Raw genomic sequence first — 17,390 nt, forward strand, 5'->3', positions numbered from 1 at the left:
GACCACGCCGCGATGACCGACCATATCGTCCGCTCCTATGACGCCGAACTCGAGGGTATCCGCCGCAGCCTCGCCGAGATGGGCGGCATGTCCGAGCGCATGCTCGGCGATTCCACCGTCGCCCTGGTGCGCCGCGACACGACGCTCGCCCAGAAGGTGATCTCGGCCGACCAGCGGCTCGACAACCTCCAGCGCGACGTCGAGGAGCGCGCCGTGCTGACGATCGCCCGGCGCCAGCCGCTGGCCAACGATCTGCGCGAGCTGATCTCGGCGATCCGCATCGCCTCCGACATCGAGCGCGTCGGCGACCTCGCCAAGAACATCGCCAAGCGCGCGGTGGCGATCTCCGGCCAGTTCTCGCCGCCGCACCGCGCCGTGGTCGGGCTGGAGCATATGAGCCGGCTGGTGCAGGCGCAGCTCAAGGACGTGCTCGACGCCTATGCCACCAGCAACGAGCAGAAGGCGCTCGAGGTCTGGCATCGCGACGGCGAAATCGACGCGCTCTACACCTCGCTCTTCCGCGAGCTGCTGACCTACATGATGGAAGATCCGCGCAACATCACCTTCTGCACGCATCTCCTGTTCTGCGCCAAGAACGTCGAGCGCATCGGCGACCACACCACCAACATCGCCGAGACGATCCACTATCTCGTCACCGGCGAGTCGCTCGACATCAACCGTCCCAAGCTCGAGACCACCGACATCACGGTCGAGGCCGTGACGGGTAGCTGACAATACCGACTGCGCCGGAGCCTTCGCCGTCATGGTCGGGCCTGACCCGACCATCCACGTCTTCGCCGGACCCAACCCGCGTTCAAGACGTGGATGCCCGCCAGGAGGGCGAGCATGACGATGCGTTCCGGAACAAACGCCAAGAACGGAATCGCGCCATGGCCGCCCGCATCCTGATCGTCGAGGACGAGGAACCGCTCACCCTGCTGCTGCGCTACAATCTCGAGGCCGAGGGCTTCGTGGTCGACAGCGTCGCGCGCGGCGACGACGCGGAACTGCACCTGCGCGACAACACGCCCGATCTCGTGCTGCTCGACTGGATGCTGCCGGGTCTTTCGGGCATCGAGCTGTGCCGGCGGCTGCGGGCGCGGCGCGACACCGAGCGGGTGCCGATCATCATGCTCACCGCCCGCGGCGAGGAGACCGAGCGGGTGCGCGGGCTCGCCACCGGCGCCGACGACTATGTCGTCAAGCCGTTCTCGCTGCCGGAGCTGATCGCGCGCATCCAGGCGCTGCTGCGCCGGGCCAAGCCCGGCCATGTCGCGGGGCTGCTGGTCGCCGGTGATCTCGAACTCGACCGCACGACGCGTCGCGTGCGCCGCTCCGGCGAGGAGCTGCATCTGGGGCCGACCGAGTTCCGCCTGCTGGAATTCCTGATGCAGGCGCCGGGCCGGGTCTATTCCCGCGCGCAGCTGCTCGACGCGGTCTGGGGCCGCGACGTCTATATCGACGAGCGCACCGTCGACGTGCATGTCGGGCGCCTGCGCAAGGCGATCACGCCGGGCGACGCCAAGGACCCGCTGCGCACCGTCCGCGGCGCGGGCTACGCCTTCGACGAGACCTTCGCGCGGGTCTGAGGGCGGGAGGCGTCATGCTCGGGCGAAGACCCGAGCATCTCGTGACGCTGAGGCTCCCATGCCCGTCCGGCTGGAGATTCTCGGGCCAAGCCCGAGAATGACGAGGTTACGCCGGCATGCGCCTGATCGCTTGACCCGCGACGCCCGACGGCGCAAGCCGGCCCGATGCACAGCAAAGACATCGCCATCATCGGCGCCGGCCCCGCCGGGCTGACCGCCGCCGAGCGGCTGGCGCAGGCCGGCCATCGTGTCACGATCCATGAGCGGATGCCGTCGCCGGCGCGGAAGTTCCTGCTCGCCGGGCGCGGCGGGCTCAACATCACCCATTCCGAGCCGCTGGAGACCTTCCTGCCGCATTACGGTGCGGCGCGGGACTGGCTCGAACCCGCGGTCAACACCTTCCCGCCGCAGGCGCTGCGCGGCTGGGCCGACGCGCTGGGCGCGGAGAGCTTCATTGGCACGAGCGGGCGCGTCTTCCCGAAGGCGATGAAGGCCTCGCCGCTGCTGCGCGCCTGGCTGCGCCGGCTCGACGGGCTCGGCGTGCGGCTCGAAGCCGGCCGGCGCTGGACCGGCTGGAACGCGCAGGGAGCGCTGACCTTCGTGACGGCGGCCGGCGAGGCGACGCTCACGCCGGATGCGACGCTGCTGGCGCTCGGCGGAGCGAGCTGGCCGCGGCTGGGGTCCGATGGCGGTTGGGTTCCGCTGCTGGCGGGGAGGGGCGTTGCCGTTTCGCCCCTGCGGCCGGCCAATGGCGGCTTCGCGGTGGCCTGGTCCGATACCCTTCGCGAGCGCTTCGCCGGCGCGCCTTTGAAGCGGATCACGCTGCGCTTTGCCGGCAAAGAGATTGCGGGCGAGGCGATGATCGACGCGAACGGCCTGGAGGGCGGCGCGATCTACGCGCTGTCGGGACCGCTGCGAGAGGCGATCGCGCGCGATGGTTCGGCGGTGCTGGAGATTGATCTGCGGCCCCATCTCGACCTCGCCCGGCTGACCGACAAGCTCGGCAAGCGCCGGCCTGGTGAGACGCTGAGCAACCATCTGCGCAAGGCGGCGGGGCTTTCGCCGGCGGCGGTGGCCGTGTTGCGCGACAGCGTCGGCGGCAAACTCGACGAAACGCCGGCCGCGCTGGCGGCGGCGATCAAATCCGCGCCTGTGCGCCTGACGGGGACGATGCCGATCGACCGGGCGATTTCCAGCGCCGGCGGCATCGCCGCCGACGAGATCGACGACGGCTTCATGCTGCGCCGCCTGCCGGGCGTCTTCGTCGCCGGCGAGATGCTGGACTGGGAAGCCCCCACCGGCGGCTATCTGTTGCAGGGCTGCTTCGCCACCGGCGTCGCCGCGGCGGCCGGGATGGTGGGGTGGCTGGGGCAACGAGAGCAGCGCGTCATGCTCGGGCTTGACCCGAGCATCTCATGAGGTTGAGGCGCCCGCACTTCGCTCGTCCTGCGATTCTCGGATCTGAGCTTCGCTCCGCCCGAGAATGACGGAGGTCTACCGCCCCTCTGCCTTCGCGATCGCCGCGTCAAGATCCTGCCATTCATGGCAGCGGCCGCAGAGGCTGGCGAGCCTGGCGAGATTGGCCCTGGCGCTCGCCATGTCGCCGGTCTCGATGAACCATTCGCCCTGATATTCGAGCGCAGGCAGGAAGGTCGGGTCGCGCATCAGGGCGGCGTCGTAATACTGCTTCGAGAGCGGGTAATTCTTCAGCTTGCGGTGCGAATAGGCGAGCCAGTTCAGCAGCACGGGCGAATGTGGCGAGCGCTTCAGCAGCGCCTCCAGCTTCTCGATCGCGGGCGGGAAGTTCTTCTCCTCGATCCAGCGACGCGCCTGGCGATATTCCGGGTCCTCGTCGAGCCAGGTCCAGTCCGGCCCGACCGCCTGCGCCCCCATCGAGGCGAGCAGGGCCGCCGCTCCCGTCACGATCGCAATCAGGTGGCGGCGCATGGCGAATCCCTCCCCGATGAACCCGGTCGCGGTCACCCGCGTTGCTTCTCTCATCGGTTGCCGATCATGGAGAGATCGCATGACAAGTCCATTGCGAAAGGGCACCGCCGTCCGCTGGCACTGGGGCAGCGGCACGGCCGAGGGCGAGGTCGAGGCCGTCTTCACCAAACCCGTCAGCCGGATGATCAAGGGCAAGCGGATCCACCGCAACGCCTCGGAGGAGAAGCCGGCCTATCTGGTCCTGCAGGAAGACGGGGCGCGGGTGCTGAAATCGCAGAGCGAACTGGAGGCACGCTGATGGCGGAGATCGATCTGACGCCGCCTGCCGCTGCTGCGAAGGCGGCCGAGCAGGGGTTGACGCTGCGGGCGCAGCACAAGCGCGGCGGCACCCGCGTCGGCGTTGCCCGCGCGCACCAGCTGATGAAGCGCGAGCCGCTCTCGGCGGATGTCGTCAAGCGCATGGCGAGCTATTTCGCGCGGCACGCGGTCGACAAGAACGGCAAGGATTTCGACAATGCCGAGAACCCCTCGGCAGGCTTCATCGCCTGGCAGCTCTGGGGCGGCGATGCCGGGCGCGACTGGGCGGAGCGGAAGAAGGCCGAACTGGCGGAGGAGCGCTAGCGCGCGCCGCCGCCCCGGGCGGGGCTTCGCTCCTGCCAGCTCCTGTCACCAGTGTGCCCGGCCATGCGCCGCACCCTCTCGCGCGCGGACGGGATGCGCCCCATATTGCAGCCATGTCCGACACACCTGCCAAGCCCAAGCCCGCCAAGAAGCCGTCCTCGGCGCGCACGCCCAATTCCAAGGCGTCGCGGCAGGAGCTGAAGCCGCTCGAGGGCTACCTTGCCGACCTGCTCAACCCTGCGATCAACCGCGGCAAGGCCGTGCCCGGCGGCGCGGCCGGGTTCTCCGACAAGCCGCAGGCCGGCTATGAGGCGAAGCCGAGCTACGCCACGGAACGGCCCGGCGGCGAGGAGAGGCCCAAGCGCAAGCTCTCGAAGAAGGCCGATGCAGCCTTCATCGGGGCCGAGGGCGCGGCGGCCGCGACCGCGACCTCGCTGCAGACGCTGCTGGAGAGCGGCAATCCCTTCATCGAGCCGGGCAAGGCCTGGGTGCCGCACCGCCCGCCGCGGCCCGACAAGTCCGAGGGCGGCATCCGCTTCCGGATGAACTCGGAATACGAGCCCGCCGGCGACCAGCCGGCCGCGATCGCCGAGCTGGTCGAGGGCATCGCGCGGCAGGAGCGCGACCAGGTGCTGCTCGGCGTCACCGGCTCGGGCAAGACCTTCACCATGGCGCAGGTGATCGAGAAGACGCAGCGCCCGGCGCTGATCCTGGCACCGAACAAGACGCTGGCGGCGCAGCTCTATGGCGAGTTCAAGAGCTTCTTCCCCGACAACGCGGTCGAGTATTTCGTCTCGTACTACGACTACTACCAGCCCGAGGCCTATGTGCCGCGCTCGGACACCTTCATCGAGAAGGAGTCGTCCATCAACGAGCAGATCGACCGGATGCGCCATTCCGCGACGCGCTCGCTGATCGAGCGCGACGACGTCATCATCGTCGCCTCGGTCTCCTGCATCTACGGTATCGGCTCGGTCGAGACCTATACGGCGATGACCTTCGGCATCAAGCTGGGCGAGCGTGTCGAGCAGCGCCAGCTCATCGCCGATCTGGTGGCGCTGCAGTACAAGCGCACGCAGCATGATTTCACCCGCGGCTCGTTCCGCGTGCGTGGCGACGTGATCGAGCTGTTCCCGGCCCACTATGAGGACCGCGCCTGGCGCATCGGCCTGTTCGGCGACGAGGTCGAGAGCATCGCCGAGTTCGACCCGCTGACGGGGCAGAAAACCGCCGACCTCGAATTCGTCAAGGTCTACGGCAATTCGCACTACACCACGCCTCGGCCGACGCTGACCCAGGCCGTGAAGAGCATCAAGCAGGAGCTGAAGGCCCGTCTCGACGAGCTCAACTCGATGGGCCGCTTTCTCGAGGCGCAGCGGCTCGACCAGCGCTGCACCTTCGACATCGAGATGATCGAGGCCACCGGCTCCTGCAACGGCATCGAGAACTATTCGCGCTATCTCACCGGCCGCAAGCCGGGCGAGCCGCCGCCGACCTTGTTCGAATATCTGCCCGACAATGCGCTGGTCTTCACCGACGAAAGCCATGTCACCGTGCCGCAGATCGGCGGCATGTATCGCGGCGACTTTCGGCGCAAGGCGACGCTGGCGGAATATGGCTTCCGCCTGCCCTCCTGCATGGACAACCGGCCGCTGCGCTTCGAGGAATGGGACGCGATGCGCCCGCAATCGGTGCATGTCTCGGCGACGCCGGGTTCCTGGGAGATGGAGCAGACCGGCGGCGTCTTCACCGAGCAGGTCATCCGCCCGACCGGGCTGATCGATCCGCCGGTCGAGATCCGCCCCGCCAAGCACCAGGTCGCCGACCTGCTCGACGAGATCAAGGATGTCACGGCCGCCGGCTACCGCACGCTCGTCACCGTGCTGACCAAGCGCATGGCCGAGGACCTGACCGAATATCTCCACGAGAACGGCGTGCGCGTGCGCTACATGCATTCCGACATCGACACGATCGAGCGCATCGAGATCCTGCGCGATCTGCGGCTGGGCGCCTTCGACGTGCTGGTCGGCATCAACCTGCTGCGCGAGGGGCTCGACATTCCCGAATGCGGCTTCGTCGCCATTCTCGACGCCGACAAGGAGGGCTTCCTGCGCTCCGAGACCTCGCTGATCCAGACGATCGGCCGCGCCGCCCGCAATGTCGACGGCAAGGTCATCCTCTATGCCGATCAGGTCACCGGCTCGATGGAGCGGGCACTGGCCGAGACCAGCCGCCGCCGCGAGAAGCAGCTCGCCTACAATGCCGAGCACGGCATCACGCCGCAGACGATCAAGCGCGCCATCGGCGACATTCTCGGCAGCGTCTATGAGCGCGACCACGTCACCGTCGATGCCGGGCTCGGCACGCCGGCGGCCGGGCACAATTTCAAGGCGGCGCTGGCCGATCTCGAAAAGCGCATGCGCGAGGCCGCCGCCGATCTCGAATTCGAGACCGCCGCCCGGCTGCGCGACGAGATCAAGCGCCTGCAGGCAACCGAACTCGCCATCTCAGACGACCCGCTCGCCCGCCAGGGCGATGTCGAGGCCTCGGCCGGCAAGTACAAGGGCGAGCGCAGCTATGGCTCCAGCGCCAACCTGCCGCCGACCCGCGCTCGCAAACCCACCGACGCCGATATGGGCCCGCATAATTTCGGCGGCGGCGAGGGCAAGCCGGTGTCGCGGGCGCTGCCGAAAAAGCCGACGCTCGACGAGATGGGCCCACGCACGGAGCAGCGGCCGAAGGGGGCCGGGGAGAGGCGGGGGCGGAGAGGGTAGGCCACGCGTCCTCACCCTTCGAGAGGCCCGCGCTAATCGTGACGACTGCCGGCCGGAGAGCCACCCGGAACAATCCTCCCCACGCCCTGTTTCCCGCGAAAGGGCCCTTCCGGCCCCTTCAGGGAGATCAAACCATGTTCAGGACCACCCTAACCCTCGCCGCGCTCGGCTTCGTGCTGGCGCTGTCGCCGGCCGGGGCGCAGACCGCGCCGGCGGCGCCCGACACCACGCCGCTGCCGCCGACGACCTGCAGCCAGGTCGAGCTGTCCAAGATGAACGCCGAGACCGCCAAGATGACCGACCCGGACAAGAAGGCGATCGCGATGAAGGAGCTGACCCTGGCCACCGACATGATGGCCAAGGACGACATGAAGGCCTGCGCCGTCCATCTCGGCAACGCCATCCGGATGATTCCCGGGCGGAGTTGAGGGGAGGGCGCCGGTCGCGCGTCATTCTCGGGCGGAGCGTAGCGCAGACCCGAGAATCTCAGGCCGGATGAGGCGCTGGTGATGTCTGGTCCTGAGATGCTCGGGTCGGGCCCGAGCATGACGCTGGCAAGCGGAAATCTTATCCCCGCCCCCCGAACCCGTGCCTATTCTCCTCTCGCTCCGCCCGACCAAGGGGGCTGTCGCGAGGCATCGTGCGGCCGGGCGGGGTTGCGGGTTTCGTCGCCTGAGGCCGTTGCGGGCCGAAGGCGGCGGAGGCGCAGATCGCCATCGCGCGGGTGAGCCAGGCCGCGCGACCCGTGGCACGGATAACCAGAAGGCGATCTGGTCGGCATAAAAGATCCGCGTGCGGGACGGGGTAGCGGCTGTTGGCGCTGCTTCGACACGACATTCGACATCGACATCGGCACGCAGCCGTCGACTGCGACGCCACCATCGTCCCGCGCATCCCCTCGGATACGCCTTGAAGAGCCCGAAACCCCGCGGCGTGAGCCGGTCGGGGGTTTCGGTGCGTCCGGCCATCGGGCGGGTTTGATCCAGCGCAGGGCGGGGCAGGGCGGCTTGCGATAGGGATGCGGCTCACCTTAGAATGATTCCAAGGCGATGCTGCTCTTCCGAAAGTCACCCCTCATGATGCTCAAGCCGTACTGGCTGCGGTTCCACCGCTGGATCACGCTCGTCTTCGCCCTGCCGCTGCTGGCGCTGATCCTGAGCGGGCTCGTGCTCTCGCTCGAGCCGCTGGCGCAGCGCACGCGGCCCGCGGCGCCGGTGACCGAGGCCTCCGTGCTGGCGGCTCTGCAAAAGTTCGATCCGGAGGGCAAGGCGACCGGGCTGACGATCCGTACCTATGACCAGCTGATGACGCTGAACAGCGTCGGGCCGGACGGCTCGGTCGATGTCAGCCTGCGGACCGGCGAGGAGATCGACGAGCCGGGCTGGGCCGACTGGTTCGGCACGGCGCGGCAGCTGCATGAGCGGCTGCTGCTCGATCTCGGCTGGCTCGTCACCGCCTCGACCATCGCGATGCTGATGCTGGCGCTGCTGGGTGTCTTGATGGGCTGGCCGCGCCTGCGCAACACGCTCGGCGGCTGGCATAAGGCTGGCGCCTGGGTGTTCCTGCCGCTGATCGTGCTGTCGCCACTGACCGGGCTCGCCATCGCCTTCGGCATCAGCCTGACCCCGGCGACGTCGGCGGGTGGGGCACGGCCGGCGCGACTGCCGCTGGCCGAGGCGATCCCGCTCGTCGCCCGCGCGCATGACCTCGCCGATCTGACCTCGCTGCGGGTGCGCGGCGGGCGGCTGCTGGCGCGGGTCTATGTCGGCAACCGGCTGACCGGCGTGGTGGTGGCGCGCGAGGGGCTCGAGACGCCGCCGATGAACTGGCCGCGCGCGCTGCATGAGGGCAACTGGCATGCGCTCTGGGGCAGCGGGCTCAATCTGGCGCTGTCGCTGGTGCTGGCCGGGCTCTGGGGCACGGGGCTGGTGATCTGGGCGAGGCGCCGCTTCCGCAAGCGCAATCCGCGGGCGCGGCTGGCGGCGGCCTGAGGCGCCCGCATCGCGCTTGAAGCGCATCGGGCTTGCCGGGCCGGCGGGGCTGCCGTAACCCGGTAGGCCCCAACGCCTGCCCGAAGACCCTCGCCGCCATGACCGCCTCGATCGCCCAACGCTATGCCGCCCTGGTCGAAACCGGGGCGATCGAGCGCGATCCGGCGCAGGTCGCCGTGGTCAAGCGGCTGCAGGCCCTGGCCGAGGCACTGGCCGCGCAGCGCCTGGCGCAGAAGAGCAGCGCGCTGGGCTGGCTGTTCGGTAAGAAGGCGGCCGCCAAGGACGTGCCCAAGGGTCTCTACATCTGGGGCTCGGTCGGCCGCGGCAAGACCATGCTGATGGATCTGTTCTACGACTCCGTCGCGGTGCCGCGGCGCCGGCGGGTGCATTTCCACGCCTTCCTGGCGGATGTGCACGGCCGCATCCATGCCTATCGCCAGAAGCTCAAGGCCGGCGAGGTCAAGGATCCCGATCCGATCGGGCCCGTGGCGGCCGAACTGGCGGCCGAGGCACGGCTGCTCTGCTTCGACGAGTTCACGGTGACCGATATCGCCGATGCGATGATCCTCGGCCGGCTGTTCACGGCGCTGTTCGCCGCCGGGGTGGTGGTGGTCGCGACCTCGAATGTCGAGCCGTCGCGGCTTTATGAGGGCGGGCTGAACCGGGCGCTGTTTCTGCCCTTCGTGGCGCTGCTGGCCGAGAAGGTCGAGGTTCTCAAGCTGGAGGCGCGCACCGATTTCCGGATGGAGAAGCTCGGCGGCGCGCCGGTCTATCGCGTGCCGGCCGACGCCGCGGCTGAAGCCGCGCTGGACGACGCCTTCCGCAAGCTCTCCGGCGCGACGAAGGGGCAGCGCCTCGTCATCGACGTGAAGGGCCATGAGCTGGTCCTGCCGCAGGCGGCGGCGGGCGTGGCGCGGGCGGGCTTCGGCGATCTCTGCAGCAAGGCCTATGGCGCCTCGGACTATAACGCGCTGGCGCAGCGCTTCCACACGCTGGTGCTCGACGACATTCCCGTGCTGGCCGACGAGCAGCGCAACGAGACCAAGCGCTTCATCATCCTGATCGACACGCTCTACGAGCATCATGTGAAGCTCGTCGCCTCGGCGCAGGCCGAGCCGCATGAACTCTACCGCGCCAAGACCGGACGCGAGGCCTTCGAGTTCGACCGCACGGTCTCGCGGCTGATCGAGATGCGCTCCGACGATTATCTCGGCCTGCCGCATGGCCGGGCGGATTCAGCGGCCTCGGGCGATAGCGGCGGGCTGGTGGAGACGTGAGGATGGCGCTGTCCCTTTCCCACCCCGGGGCCCGATAGCGCCATGACCCAGCGCGAGCCGAGCGAGACCCGCATCCTCACGGTCGCCAGCGAGCATCTGCGCCGGTTCGGGCTGAAGCGCTTCACGGTCGTCGCGGTGGCCGAAGAGGCGGGCATGACCCATGCCAATGTCTATCGCTACTTTCCCTCGCGCGCGGCGCTGGTCGATGCGGTCGTCGATGTCTGGCTGAAGGCGACGGAGCGGCATCTCGCCGACATCGCCGATGGTCCCGACCCTGCCGACGACAAGCTCGAGCGGCTGATCCTGGCGCTGGCCAAGGCCAATCGCGACCTGTTGAGCGAGGAGCCGCACCTGTTTGCGGCGCTGTCGCAGGCGGTGGCGAAGCGCCATGCCATCAGCCGGCGCAACCGGGCGCGGGTGCGGGCGCTGTTCGAACGGGTGATCGACGAGGGCATCGCGTCGGGCACCTTCGAGCCGCGCGACCGCGACCGGGCGATCGCCTTCGTCATCGACGCGACCCACCGCTTCATCCATCCGGCGGCGCTGGAGCTGGAATCGGACGTGCCCCAGGCCTCGGTCGATATCCGGCTGTCGACGCTGATCCGGGTTTCGCTGCGGGTGCTGATCGCCGGGATCGTCTGACGAAATCGCGTGACGAATTACATCCTGTGTAAATTGTCATTACGGCCGTTCCGTGTCATTCTGGGGCGGATCGTTGGGCGGCCTCCGCTAAGTATCTGAAAAGTCGAGGGTGGCGTGCTGGCGGGCCGGATCGCAACGCCCTGTGCAGGGCTTGCGGGCAAGGTCGCGCGAGGGTTGCGGCAAAAGGGCCATTTGGGCCAAAGGAACGCACGGTTTCGCCGGTTCTCCGGCATTTCGCAGCGCCAGACAAAGGACTAGGCAATGGCCCGCAAGAAGATCGCCCTCATCGGCGCCGGCCAGATCGGCGGCACGCTCGCCCACCTCGCCGGCTTGAAGGAACTCGGCGACATCGTCCTGTTCGACATCGCCGATGGCATTCCGCAGGGCAAGGGCCTCGACATCGCCGAGTCGTCGCCGGTCGACGGCTTCGATGCCGCCTACAAGGGCACCTCGTCCTATGAGGACATCAAGGGCGCCGATGTGATCATCGTGACCGCCGGCGTGCCGCGCAAGCCCGGCATGAGCCGCGACGACCTGATCGGCATCAACCTGAAGGTGATGAAGGCCGTCGGCGAGGGCATCAAGACCTACGCCCCCAAGGCCTTCGTGATCTGCATCACCAACCCGCTCGATGCGATGGTCTGGGCGCTGCAGAAGTTCTCGGGCCTGAAGCCCAACATGATCTGCGGCATGGCCGGCGTGCTCGACTCCGCCCGCTTCCGCCACTTCCTGGCCGACGAGTTCCAGGTCTCGGTCAAGGACGTCCAGGCCTTCGTGCTCGGCGGCCATGGCGACGACATGGTGCCGCTGGTGCGCTATTCCGGCGTCGCCGGCATCCCGCTGCCCGACCTCGTCAAGATGAAATGGACGACGCAGGAGCGCCTCGACGCCATCGTCGAGCGCACCCGCAAGGGCGGCGGCGAGATCGTCAACCTGCTCAAGACCGGCTCGGCCTTCTACGCTCCGGCGGCCTCGGCGATCGCGATGGCCGAGAGCTACCTCAAGGACCAGAAGCGCGTCCTGCCGGCGGCGGCCGCGCTGCGCGGCCAGTACGGCGTCAAGGACATGTTCGTCGGCGTGCCGGTGGTGATCGGCGCCAAGGGTGTCGAGCGGGTCGTCAAGATCCGCCTGAACGCCGCCGAGAAGGAGATGCTGGCGAAGTCGGTCGCCTCGGTGCAGGGCCTGATCGACGCGTGCAAGGCCATCGATTCGTCACTGGCGTGATCCAGGACGGGCGGGTCCGGCGGCGCGCTCACGGCGCAGCGCCCGGCCCCGCCCGCCCCGCCATCCCCCATAAGCTTCCAGGGAAACCGAGCACATGAACATCCACGAATACCAGGGCAAGGCCGTCCTCAAGGAGTTCGGCGCGCCGGTCTCCGCCGGCTTCCCCGCCCTGACGGTGGCGGAGGCGGTCGAGGCCGCCAAGAAGCTGCCGGGACCGCTCTATGTCGTGAAGTCGCAGATCCATGCGGGCGGCCGCGGCAAGGGCAAGTTCAAGGAGCTCGGCCCCGACGCCAAGGGCGGCGTGCGTCTCGCCAAGTCGGTCGAGGAGGTCGAGTCCCACGCCAAGGAGATGCTCGGCAACACGCTCGTGACCGCGCAGACGGGCGAGGCCGGCAAGCAGGTCAACCGCCTCTATATCGAGGACGGCTCGGACATCGAGAAGGAGTTCTACCTCTCGGCGCTGGTCGACCGCTCGACCTCGCGCGTCGCCTTCGTGATCTCGACGGAAGGCGGCATGGACATCGAGGCGGTCGCCCATGACACGCCGGAGAAGATCGAGACCATCACGGTCGATCCCGCGACCGGCATCATGCCGCATCACGGCCGCGCCATGTCGCGCATCCTCGGCCTCTCGGGCGACCTCGCCAAGCAGGCCGGCACGGTGCTGGGCCAGATCTACACCGCGTTCGTGGCCAAGGACATGGACATGCTGGAGATCAACCCGCTGATCGTGACCAAGCAGGGCCAGATCAAGTGCCTGGACGCCAAGATCTCGTTCGATTCCAACTCGCTCTACCGTCACCCCGAGATCGTCGCGCTGCGCGACACGACGGAAGAGGACGAGAAGGAGATCGAGGCCTCGAAGTATGACCTCGCCTATATCGCGCTCGACGGCACGATCGGCTGCATGGTCAACGGCGCCGGCCTGGCCATGGCGACGCTCGACATCATCCAGCTCTACGGTGAAAGCCCTGCGAACTTCCTCGACGTCGGCGGCGGCGCCTCGGAAGAGAAGGTGACGGCGGCGTTCAAGATCATCACCGCCGACCCGAAGGTGAAGGGCATCCTGGTCAACATCTTCGGCGGCATCATGAAGTGCGACGTCATCGCGCGTGGCGTCATCGCCGCGGTGAAGGCCGTCGGGCTGCAGGTCCCGCTGGTCGTTCGCCTGGAAGGCACTAACGTCCAGGAAGGCAAGGACATCATCTCGTCCTCGGGCCTCAACGTCATCCCCGCCGACGACCTCGACGACGCCGCGCAGAAGATCGTGGCCGCGATCAAGAAGGCTTGAGGAGCAACCATGTCCATCCTGATCGACAAGAACACCAAGGTCATCTGCCAGGGCTTCACCGGCAAGAACGGGACCTTCCACTCCGAGCAGGCGATCGCCTATGGCACGCAGATGGTCGGCGGCACCTCGCCTGGGAAGGGCGGTTCGCTCCATCTCGGCCTGCCGGTCTTCGACAGCGTCCACGAGGCCAAGGCCAAGACCGGAGCCACCGCCTCCGTCGTCTATGTGCCGCCTCCGGGTGCGGCCGATGCGATCTGCGAGGCGATCGACGCCGAGATCCCGCTGATCATCTGCATCACCGAGGGCATCCCGGTGCTCGACATGGTCAAGGTCAAGCGCTCGCTGGTCGGCTCCAAGTCGCGGCTGATCGGGCCCAACTGCCCCGGCGTCGTGACGGCGGGCGAGAGCAAGATCGGCATCATGCCGGCCAACATCTTCAAGCCGGGCTCTGTCGGCATCGTGTCGCGCTCGGGCACGCTGACCTATGAGGCGGTGTTCCAGACCACGCGCGAGGGCCTTGGCCAGACCACGGCCGTCGGCATCGGCGGCGACCCGGTCAAGGGCACCGAGTTCATCGACATGCTCGAGATGTTCCTGGCCGACGACAACACCAAGTCGATCGTCATGATCGGCGAGATCGGCGGCTCGGCCGAGGAAGACGCGGCCCAGTTCATCAAGGACGAGGCCAAGCGCGGTCGCAAGAAGCCGATGGTCGGCTTCATCGCCGGTCGCACGGCGCCTCCCGGCCGCCGCATGGGTCATGCGGGCGCGATCATCTCGGGCGGCAAGGGCGGTGCCGAGGACAAGATCGCGGCCATGGAAGCGGCCGGCATCCGGGTCTCGCCCTCGCCGGCGCGCCTTGGAAAGACCTTGGTCGAAGTGTTGAAGGGCTGAGGGCCCGACAGACCGTGGCGGGGCGTCATGGTCGGGCCTGACCCGACCATCACGTCCCGCGCCGGACTCCCCAAGAGAGGGTCGGCTCGGGGCCGACCGTGACGGCCAGACGAAGCGGCAGGCAGGAAAAGGCAGAAACGACCATGGCTCGCCAGGACATCAACGAGGCTCTCGCGCAGACGGGTTTCCTCTATGGCGGCAACGCGGCCTATATCGAGGATCTCTACGCCCGCTACCAGGCCGACCCGAAGTCGGTCGACGAGCAGTGGCAGGGCTTCTTCGCCGGGCTGAAGGACGAGGGCCAGGCCATCGTCCAGAACGCCAAGGGCGCCTCCTGGACCAAGCCGAACTGGCCGATCCACGCCAATGGCGAGCTCGTCTCGGCGCTGGACGGCAACTGGGCCGTGGTCGAGAAGGTCGTTTCCGACAAGCTCAAGGGCAAGGCCCAGGCCAAGGGCGTCGAGATCTCGGCCGCCGATGTGCAGCAGGCGACGCGTGATTCCGTCCGCGCCATCATGCTGATCCGCGCCTACCGGATGCGCGGCCACCTCCATGCCAAGCTCGACCCGCTCGGGATCGAGCAGGTCAAGGACACCGAGGAGCTGTCGCCGGCCGCCTTCGGCTTCGGCGAGGCCGATCTCGACCGCAAGATCTTCATCGACAACGTGCTCGGCATGGAGTTCGCCACGGTCCGCGAGATGGTCGCGGTGCTGCAGCGGACCTATTGCAGCACGGTCGGCATCGAGTTCATGCACATCTCCGATCCGGAGCAGAAGGCCTGGCTGCAGGAGCGCATCGAGGGGCCCGACAAGGAGATCGCCTTCACGCGCGAGGGCAAGAAGGCCATTCTGAACAAGCTGGTCGAGGCCGAGGGCTTCGAGAAGTTCATCGACCTCAAGTACACCGGCACCAAGCGCTTCGGCCTGGACGGCGGCGAGGCGCTGATCCCGGCGCTGGAGCAGATCATCAAGCGCGGCGGCGCGCTCGGCGTGCGCGACATCGTCTTCGGCATGGCCCATCGCGGCCGCCTGAACGTGCTGACCCAGGTGCTGGGCAAGCCGCACCGGGCGCTCTTCCACGAGTTCAAGGGCGGCTCCTTCGCGCCTGACGACGTCGAGGGCTCGGGCGACGTGAAGTACCATCTCGGTGCCTCCAGCGACCGCGAGTTCGACGGCAACAACGTCCACATCTCGCTGACCGCCAACCCCTCGCATCTCGAGATCGTCGACCCCGTCGTGCTCGGCAAGGTGCGCGCCAAGCAGGACCAGTTCGGCGACATCGTCGAGCGCTCCAAGGTGCTGCCGCTGTTGCTGCATGGCGACGCCGCCTTCGCCGGCCAGGGCGTGGTGGCGGAGTGCCTCGGCCTGTCCGGGCTGAAGGGCCACCGCACCGGCGGCTCGATCCACTTCATCATCAACAACCAGATCGGCTTCACCACCTATCCGCGCTATTCGCGCTCCTCGCCCTATCCGTCCGACGTGGCGAAGATGGTCGAGGCTCCGGTGTTCCATGTGAATGGCGACGATCCGGAGGCGGTGGTGTTCGCGGCGAAGGTCGCGATCGAGTTCCGGCAGAAGTTCCACAAGCCGGTCGTCATCGACATGTTCTGCTACCGCCGCTTCGGCCATAATGAGGGCGACGAGCCGGGCTTCACCCAGCCGCTGATGTACCGCAAGATCCGCGGCCACAAGACGACGCTGGAGCTCTACACCGCCAAGCTCGAGGCCGAGGGCGTGATCCAGCCCGGCGAGGTCGATGAGGCGCGTGCCGCCTGGAAGGCCAGGCTCGAGATCGAGTTCGACGCCGGCCAGGCCTTCAAGCCCAACAAGGCCGACTGGCTCGACGGCCGCTGGGCCGGCATGAAGGCGATCCGCGCCGACGAGGACGATCCGCGCCGCGGCGCCACCGGCGTCGACGCCAACGTCCTGCGCGAGATCACCGAGAAGATCACGGCGGTGCCACCGGGCTTCAACGTCCACAAGACGATCCAGCGCTTCCTCGACAACCGCCGCAAGGCGGTCGAGACCGGGCAGGGCATCGATTGGGCGACCGCCGAGGCGCTGGCCTTCGGCTCGCTGCTGCTCGACGGCAATCCGGTGCGCCTCTCGGGCCAGGATTGCGAGCGCGGCACCTTCTCGCAGCGCCATTCCGTGCTGATCGACCAGGAGACGGAAGCCCGTCACACCTCGCTGAACCATATCCGCGAGGGCCAGTCCCGCTACGAGGTCATCAACTCGATGCTCTCGGAGGAGGCGGTGCTCGGTTTCGAATACGGCTATTCGCTGTCGGAGCCGAATGCGCTGACGATGTGGGAGGCGCAGTTCGGCGACTTCGCCAATGGCGCGCAGGTCGTGTTCGACCAGTTCATCTCATCGGGCGAGCGCAAGTGGCTGCGCATGTCGGGCCTCGTCTGCCTGCTGCCGCATGGCTATGAGGGGCAGGGGCCGGAGCATTCGTCGGCCCGTCTCGAGCGCTTCCTGCAGATGTGCGCCGAGGACAACATGCAGGTGGCGAACTGCTCGACCCCGGCGAGCTATTTCCACATCCTGCGCCGCCAGCTGAAGCGCGACTTCCGCAAGCCGCTGATCCTGATGACGCCGAAGTCGCTGCTGCGCCACAAGCGCTGCGTCTCGACGCTGGAGGAGCTGGCCGAGGGCTCGACCTTCCACCGCGTGCTGCATGACGACGCCGAGCGCGGCAACTCGACGACCAAGCTGGTCAAGGATTCGAAGATCCGGCGCGTCATCCTGTGCTCGGGCAAGGTCTATTTCGACCTGCTGGACGAGCGCGAGAAGCGCGGCATCGACGATGTCTACCTGATGCGCGTCGAGCAGCTCTATCCCTTCCCGCTGAAGTCGCTGGCGCAGGAGCTGGCGCGCTTCAAGGGCGCCGACGTGGTCTGGTGCCAGGAAGAGCCCAAGAACATGGGCTCCTGGACCTTCGTCGAGCCCTATCTGGAGTGGGTGCTGGGCCATGCCGGCTCGAAGTCGAAGCGGCCGCGCTATGTCGGCCGCCCGGCCTCGGCCGCGACCGCGACCGGCCTGATGTCCAAGCATCTCGCCCAGCTCAACGCCTTCCTGGACGAAGCCTTCGCCGGCTGACGCCCAGACACCCAAAACGTCAGACAGAACAGAACAGAG

15 protein-coding genes are annotated in these 17,390 nt (G+C 67.9%); 14 read left to right on the forward strand and 1 reads right to left on the reverse strand.

Going from position 1 to position 17,390, the window contains the following annotated elements; translation table 11 throughout:
- Positions 1-12 precede the first annotated feature (12 nt).
- The 3 genes from phoU (at position 13) to ABIE41_RS08915 (ending at position 3,008) form a co-directional block, all read left to right on the forward strand.
- Complete coding sequence (gene phoU, locus ABIE41_RS08905) at positions 13-732, forward strand: phosphate signaling complex protein PhoU (protein WP_192643983.1); 720 nt, start codon at positions 13-15, stop codon at positions 730-732.
- Positions 733-890: 158 nt separating this feature from the next.
- Positions 891-1,589 carry a phosphate regulon transcriptional regulator PhoB gene (gene phoB / locus ABIE41_RS08910; RefSeq protein ID WP_192643982.1) on the forward strand — a complete coding sequence of 233 codons (699 nt, stop codon included), beginning with the start codon at positions 891-893 and terminating at the stop codon, positions 1,587-1,589.
- 165 nt (positions 1,590-1,754) lie between these two features.
- Positions 1,755-3,008 (forward strand): TIGR03862 family flavoprotein, encoded by a 1,254-nt coding sequence (locus ABIE41_RS08915; RefSeq protein ID WP_192643981.1) that lies wholly within the window; start codon positions 1,755-1,757, stop codon positions 3,006-3,008.
- A 75-nt stretch (positions 3,009-3,083) separates the two neighbouring features.
- Here the strand turns inward: ABIE41_RS08915 and ABIE41_RS08920 are convergent, their stop codons facing one another.
- Complete coding sequence (locus ABIE41_RS08920; protein WP_192643980.1) at positions 3,084-3,536, reverse strand: tetratricopeptide repeat protein; 453 nt, start codon at positions 3,534-3,536, stop codon at positions 3,084-3,086.
- A gap of 79 nt (positions 3,537-3,615) precedes the next feature.
- On the opposite strand from ABIE41_RS08920, the gene ABIE41_RS08925 reads away from it, so the two are divergent.
- The 11 genes from ABIE41_RS08925 (at position 3,616) to ABIE41_RS08975 (ending at position 17,351) form a co-directional block, all read left to right on the forward strand.
- Positions 3,616-3,834, forward strand: a complete 219-nt coding sequence (locus tag ABIE41_RS08925; RefSeq protein ID WP_192643979.1) for a hypervirulence associated TUDOR domain-containing protein — start codon at positions 3,616-3,618, stop codon at positions 3,832-3,834.
- Complete coding sequence (locus tag ABIE41_RS08930) at positions 3,834-4,157, forward strand: hypothetical protein (RefSeq protein WP_192643978.1); 324 nt, start codon at positions 3,834-3,836, stop codon at positions 4,155-4,157. The genes ABIE41_RS08925 and ABIE41_RS08930 overlap by 1 nt, the downstream gene beginning before the upstream one ends.
- A 113-nt stretch (positions 4,158-4,270) precedes the next feature.
- Positions 4,271-6,931, forward strand: a complete 2,661-nt coding sequence (gene uvrB / locus ABIE41_RS08935) for an excinuclease ABC subunit UvrB (protein WP_192643977.1) — start codon at positions 4,271-4,273, stop codon at positions 6,929-6,931.
- Positions 6,932-7,065: 134 nt separating this feature from the next.
- Complete coding sequence (locus ABIE41_RS08940) at positions 7,066-7,359, forward strand: hypothetical protein (protein WP_192643976.1); 294 nt, start codon at positions 7,066-7,068, stop codon at positions 7,357-7,359.
- A 648-nt stretch (positions 7,360-8,007) separates the two neighbouring features.
- Positions 8,008-8,922, forward strand: coding sequence for a PepSY-associated TM helix domain-containing protein (locus ABIE41_RS08945; RefSeq protein ID WP_354191845.1), 915 nt, complete (start codon positions 8,008-8,010; stop codon positions 8,920-8,922).
- Between the two features lie 98 nt (positions 8,923-9,020).
- Positions 9,021-10,199 carry a cell division protein ZapE gene (zapE, locus tag ABIE41_RS08950; protein WP_192643975.1) on the forward strand — a complete coding sequence of 393 codons (1,179 nt, stop codon included), beginning with the start codon at positions 9,021-9,023 and terminating at the stop codon, positions 10,197-10,199.
- 42 nt (positions 10,200-10,241) lie between these two features.
- On the forward strand, positions 10,242-10,841 hold the full coding sequence (locus ABIE41_RS08955) for a TetR/AcrR family transcriptional regulator (protein WP_192643974.1): 600 nt from the start codon (positions 10,242-10,244) through the stop codon (positions 10,839-10,841).
- Positions 10,842-11,102: 261 nt separating this feature from the next.
- A complete protein-coding gene (gene mdh, locus ABIE41_RS08960; RefSeq protein WP_192643973.1) occupies positions 11,103-12,065 on the forward strand; it encodes a malate dehydrogenase in 963 nt (320 codons plus the stop codon).
- A gap of 94 nt (positions 12,066-12,159) precedes the next feature.
- Entirely contained in the window at positions 12,160-13,356 is a 1,197-nt protein-coding gene (sucC, locus tag ABIE41_RS08965) for an ADP-forming succinate--CoA ligase subunit beta (RefSeq protein WP_192643972.1), read from the forward strand.
- Positions 13,357-13,365: 9 nt separating this feature from the next.
- Positions 13,366-14,250 (forward strand): succinate--CoA ligase subunit alpha, encoded by an 885-nt coding sequence (gene sucD, locus ABIE41_RS08970; RefSeq protein ID WP_069056452.1) that lies wholly within the window; start codon positions 13,366-13,368, stop codon positions 14,248-14,250.
- Between the two features lie 143 nt (positions 14,251-14,393).
- On the forward strand, positions 14,394-17,351 hold the full coding sequence (locus ABIE41_RS08975; RefSeq protein ID WP_192643971.1) for a 2-oxoglutarate dehydrogenase E1 component: 2,958 nt from the start codon (positions 14,394-14,396) through the stop codon (positions 17,349-17,351).
- Positions 17,352-17,390 lie beyond the last annotated feature (39 nt).

Source organism: Bosea sp. OAE506 (genome assembly GCF_040546595.1).
Lineage (GTDB): Bacteria > Pseudomonadota > Alphaproteobacteria > Rhizobiales > Beijerinckiaceae > Allobosea.

What these genes read in the sequence shown, in the direction of transcription:
- phoU (WP_192643983.1), top strand. Translation starts at nt 13, where the DNA reads ATGACCGACCATATCGTCCGCTCCTATGACGCCGAACTCGAGGGTATC.
- phoB (WP_192643982.1), top strand. Translation starts at nt 891, where the DNA reads ATGGCCGCCCGCATCCTGATCGTCGAGGACGAGGAACCGCTCACCCTG.
- ABIE41_RS08915 (WP_192643981.1), top strand. Translation starts at nt 1,755, where the DNA reads ATGCACAGCAAAGACATCGCCATCATCGGCGCCGGCCCCGCCGGGCTG.
- ABIE41_RS08920 (WP_192643980.1), bottom strand. Translation starts at nt 3,536, where the DNA reads ATGCGCCGCCACCTGATTGCGATCGTGACGGGAGCGGCGGCCCTGCTC.
- ABIE41_RS08925 (WP_192643979.1), top strand. Translation starts at nt 3,616, where the DNA reads ATGACAAGTCCATTGCGAAAGGGCACCGCCGTCCGCTGGCACTGGGGC.
- ABIE41_RS08930 (WP_192643978.1), top strand. Translation starts at nt 3,834, where the DNA reads ATGGCGGAGATCGATCTGACGCCGCCTGCCGCTGCTGCGAAGGCGGCC.
- uvrB (WP_192643977.1), top strand. Translation starts at nt 4,271, where the DNA reads ATGTCCGACACACCTGCCAAGCCCAAGCCCGCCAAGAAGCCGTCCTCG.
- ABIE41_RS08940 (WP_192643976.1), top strand. Translation starts at nt 7,066, where the DNA reads ATGTTCAGGACCACCCTAACCCTCGCCGCGCTCGGCTTCGTGCTGGCG.
- ABIE41_RS08945 (WP_354191845.1), top strand. Translation starts at nt 8,008, where the DNA reads ATGATGCTCAAGCCGTACTGGCTGCGGTTCCACCGCTGGATCACGCTC.
- zapE (WP_192643975.1), top strand. Translation starts at nt 9,021, where the DNA reads ATGACCGCCTCGATCGCCCAACGCTATGCCGCCCTGGTCGAAACCGGG.
- ABIE41_RS08955 (WP_192643974.1), top strand. Translation starts at nt 10,242, where the DNA reads ATGACCCAGCGCGAGCCGAGCGAGACCCGCATCCTCACGGTCGCCAGC.
- mdh (WP_192643973.1), top strand. Translation starts at nt 11,103, where the DNA reads ATGGCCCGCAAGAAGATCGCCCTCATCGGCGCCGGCCAGATCGGCGGC.
- sucC (WP_192643972.1), top strand. Translation starts at nt 12,160, where the DNA reads ATGAACATCCACGAATACCAGGGCAAGGCCGTCCTCAAGGAGTTCGGC.
- sucD (WP_069056452.1), top strand. Translation starts at nt 13,366, where the DNA reads ATGTCCATCCTGATCGACAAGAACACCAAGGTCATCTGCCAGGGCTTC.
- ABIE41_RS08975 (WP_192643971.1), top strand. Translation starts at nt 14,394, where the DNA reads ATGGCTCGCCAGGACATCAACGAGGCTCTCGCGCAGACGGGTTTCCTC.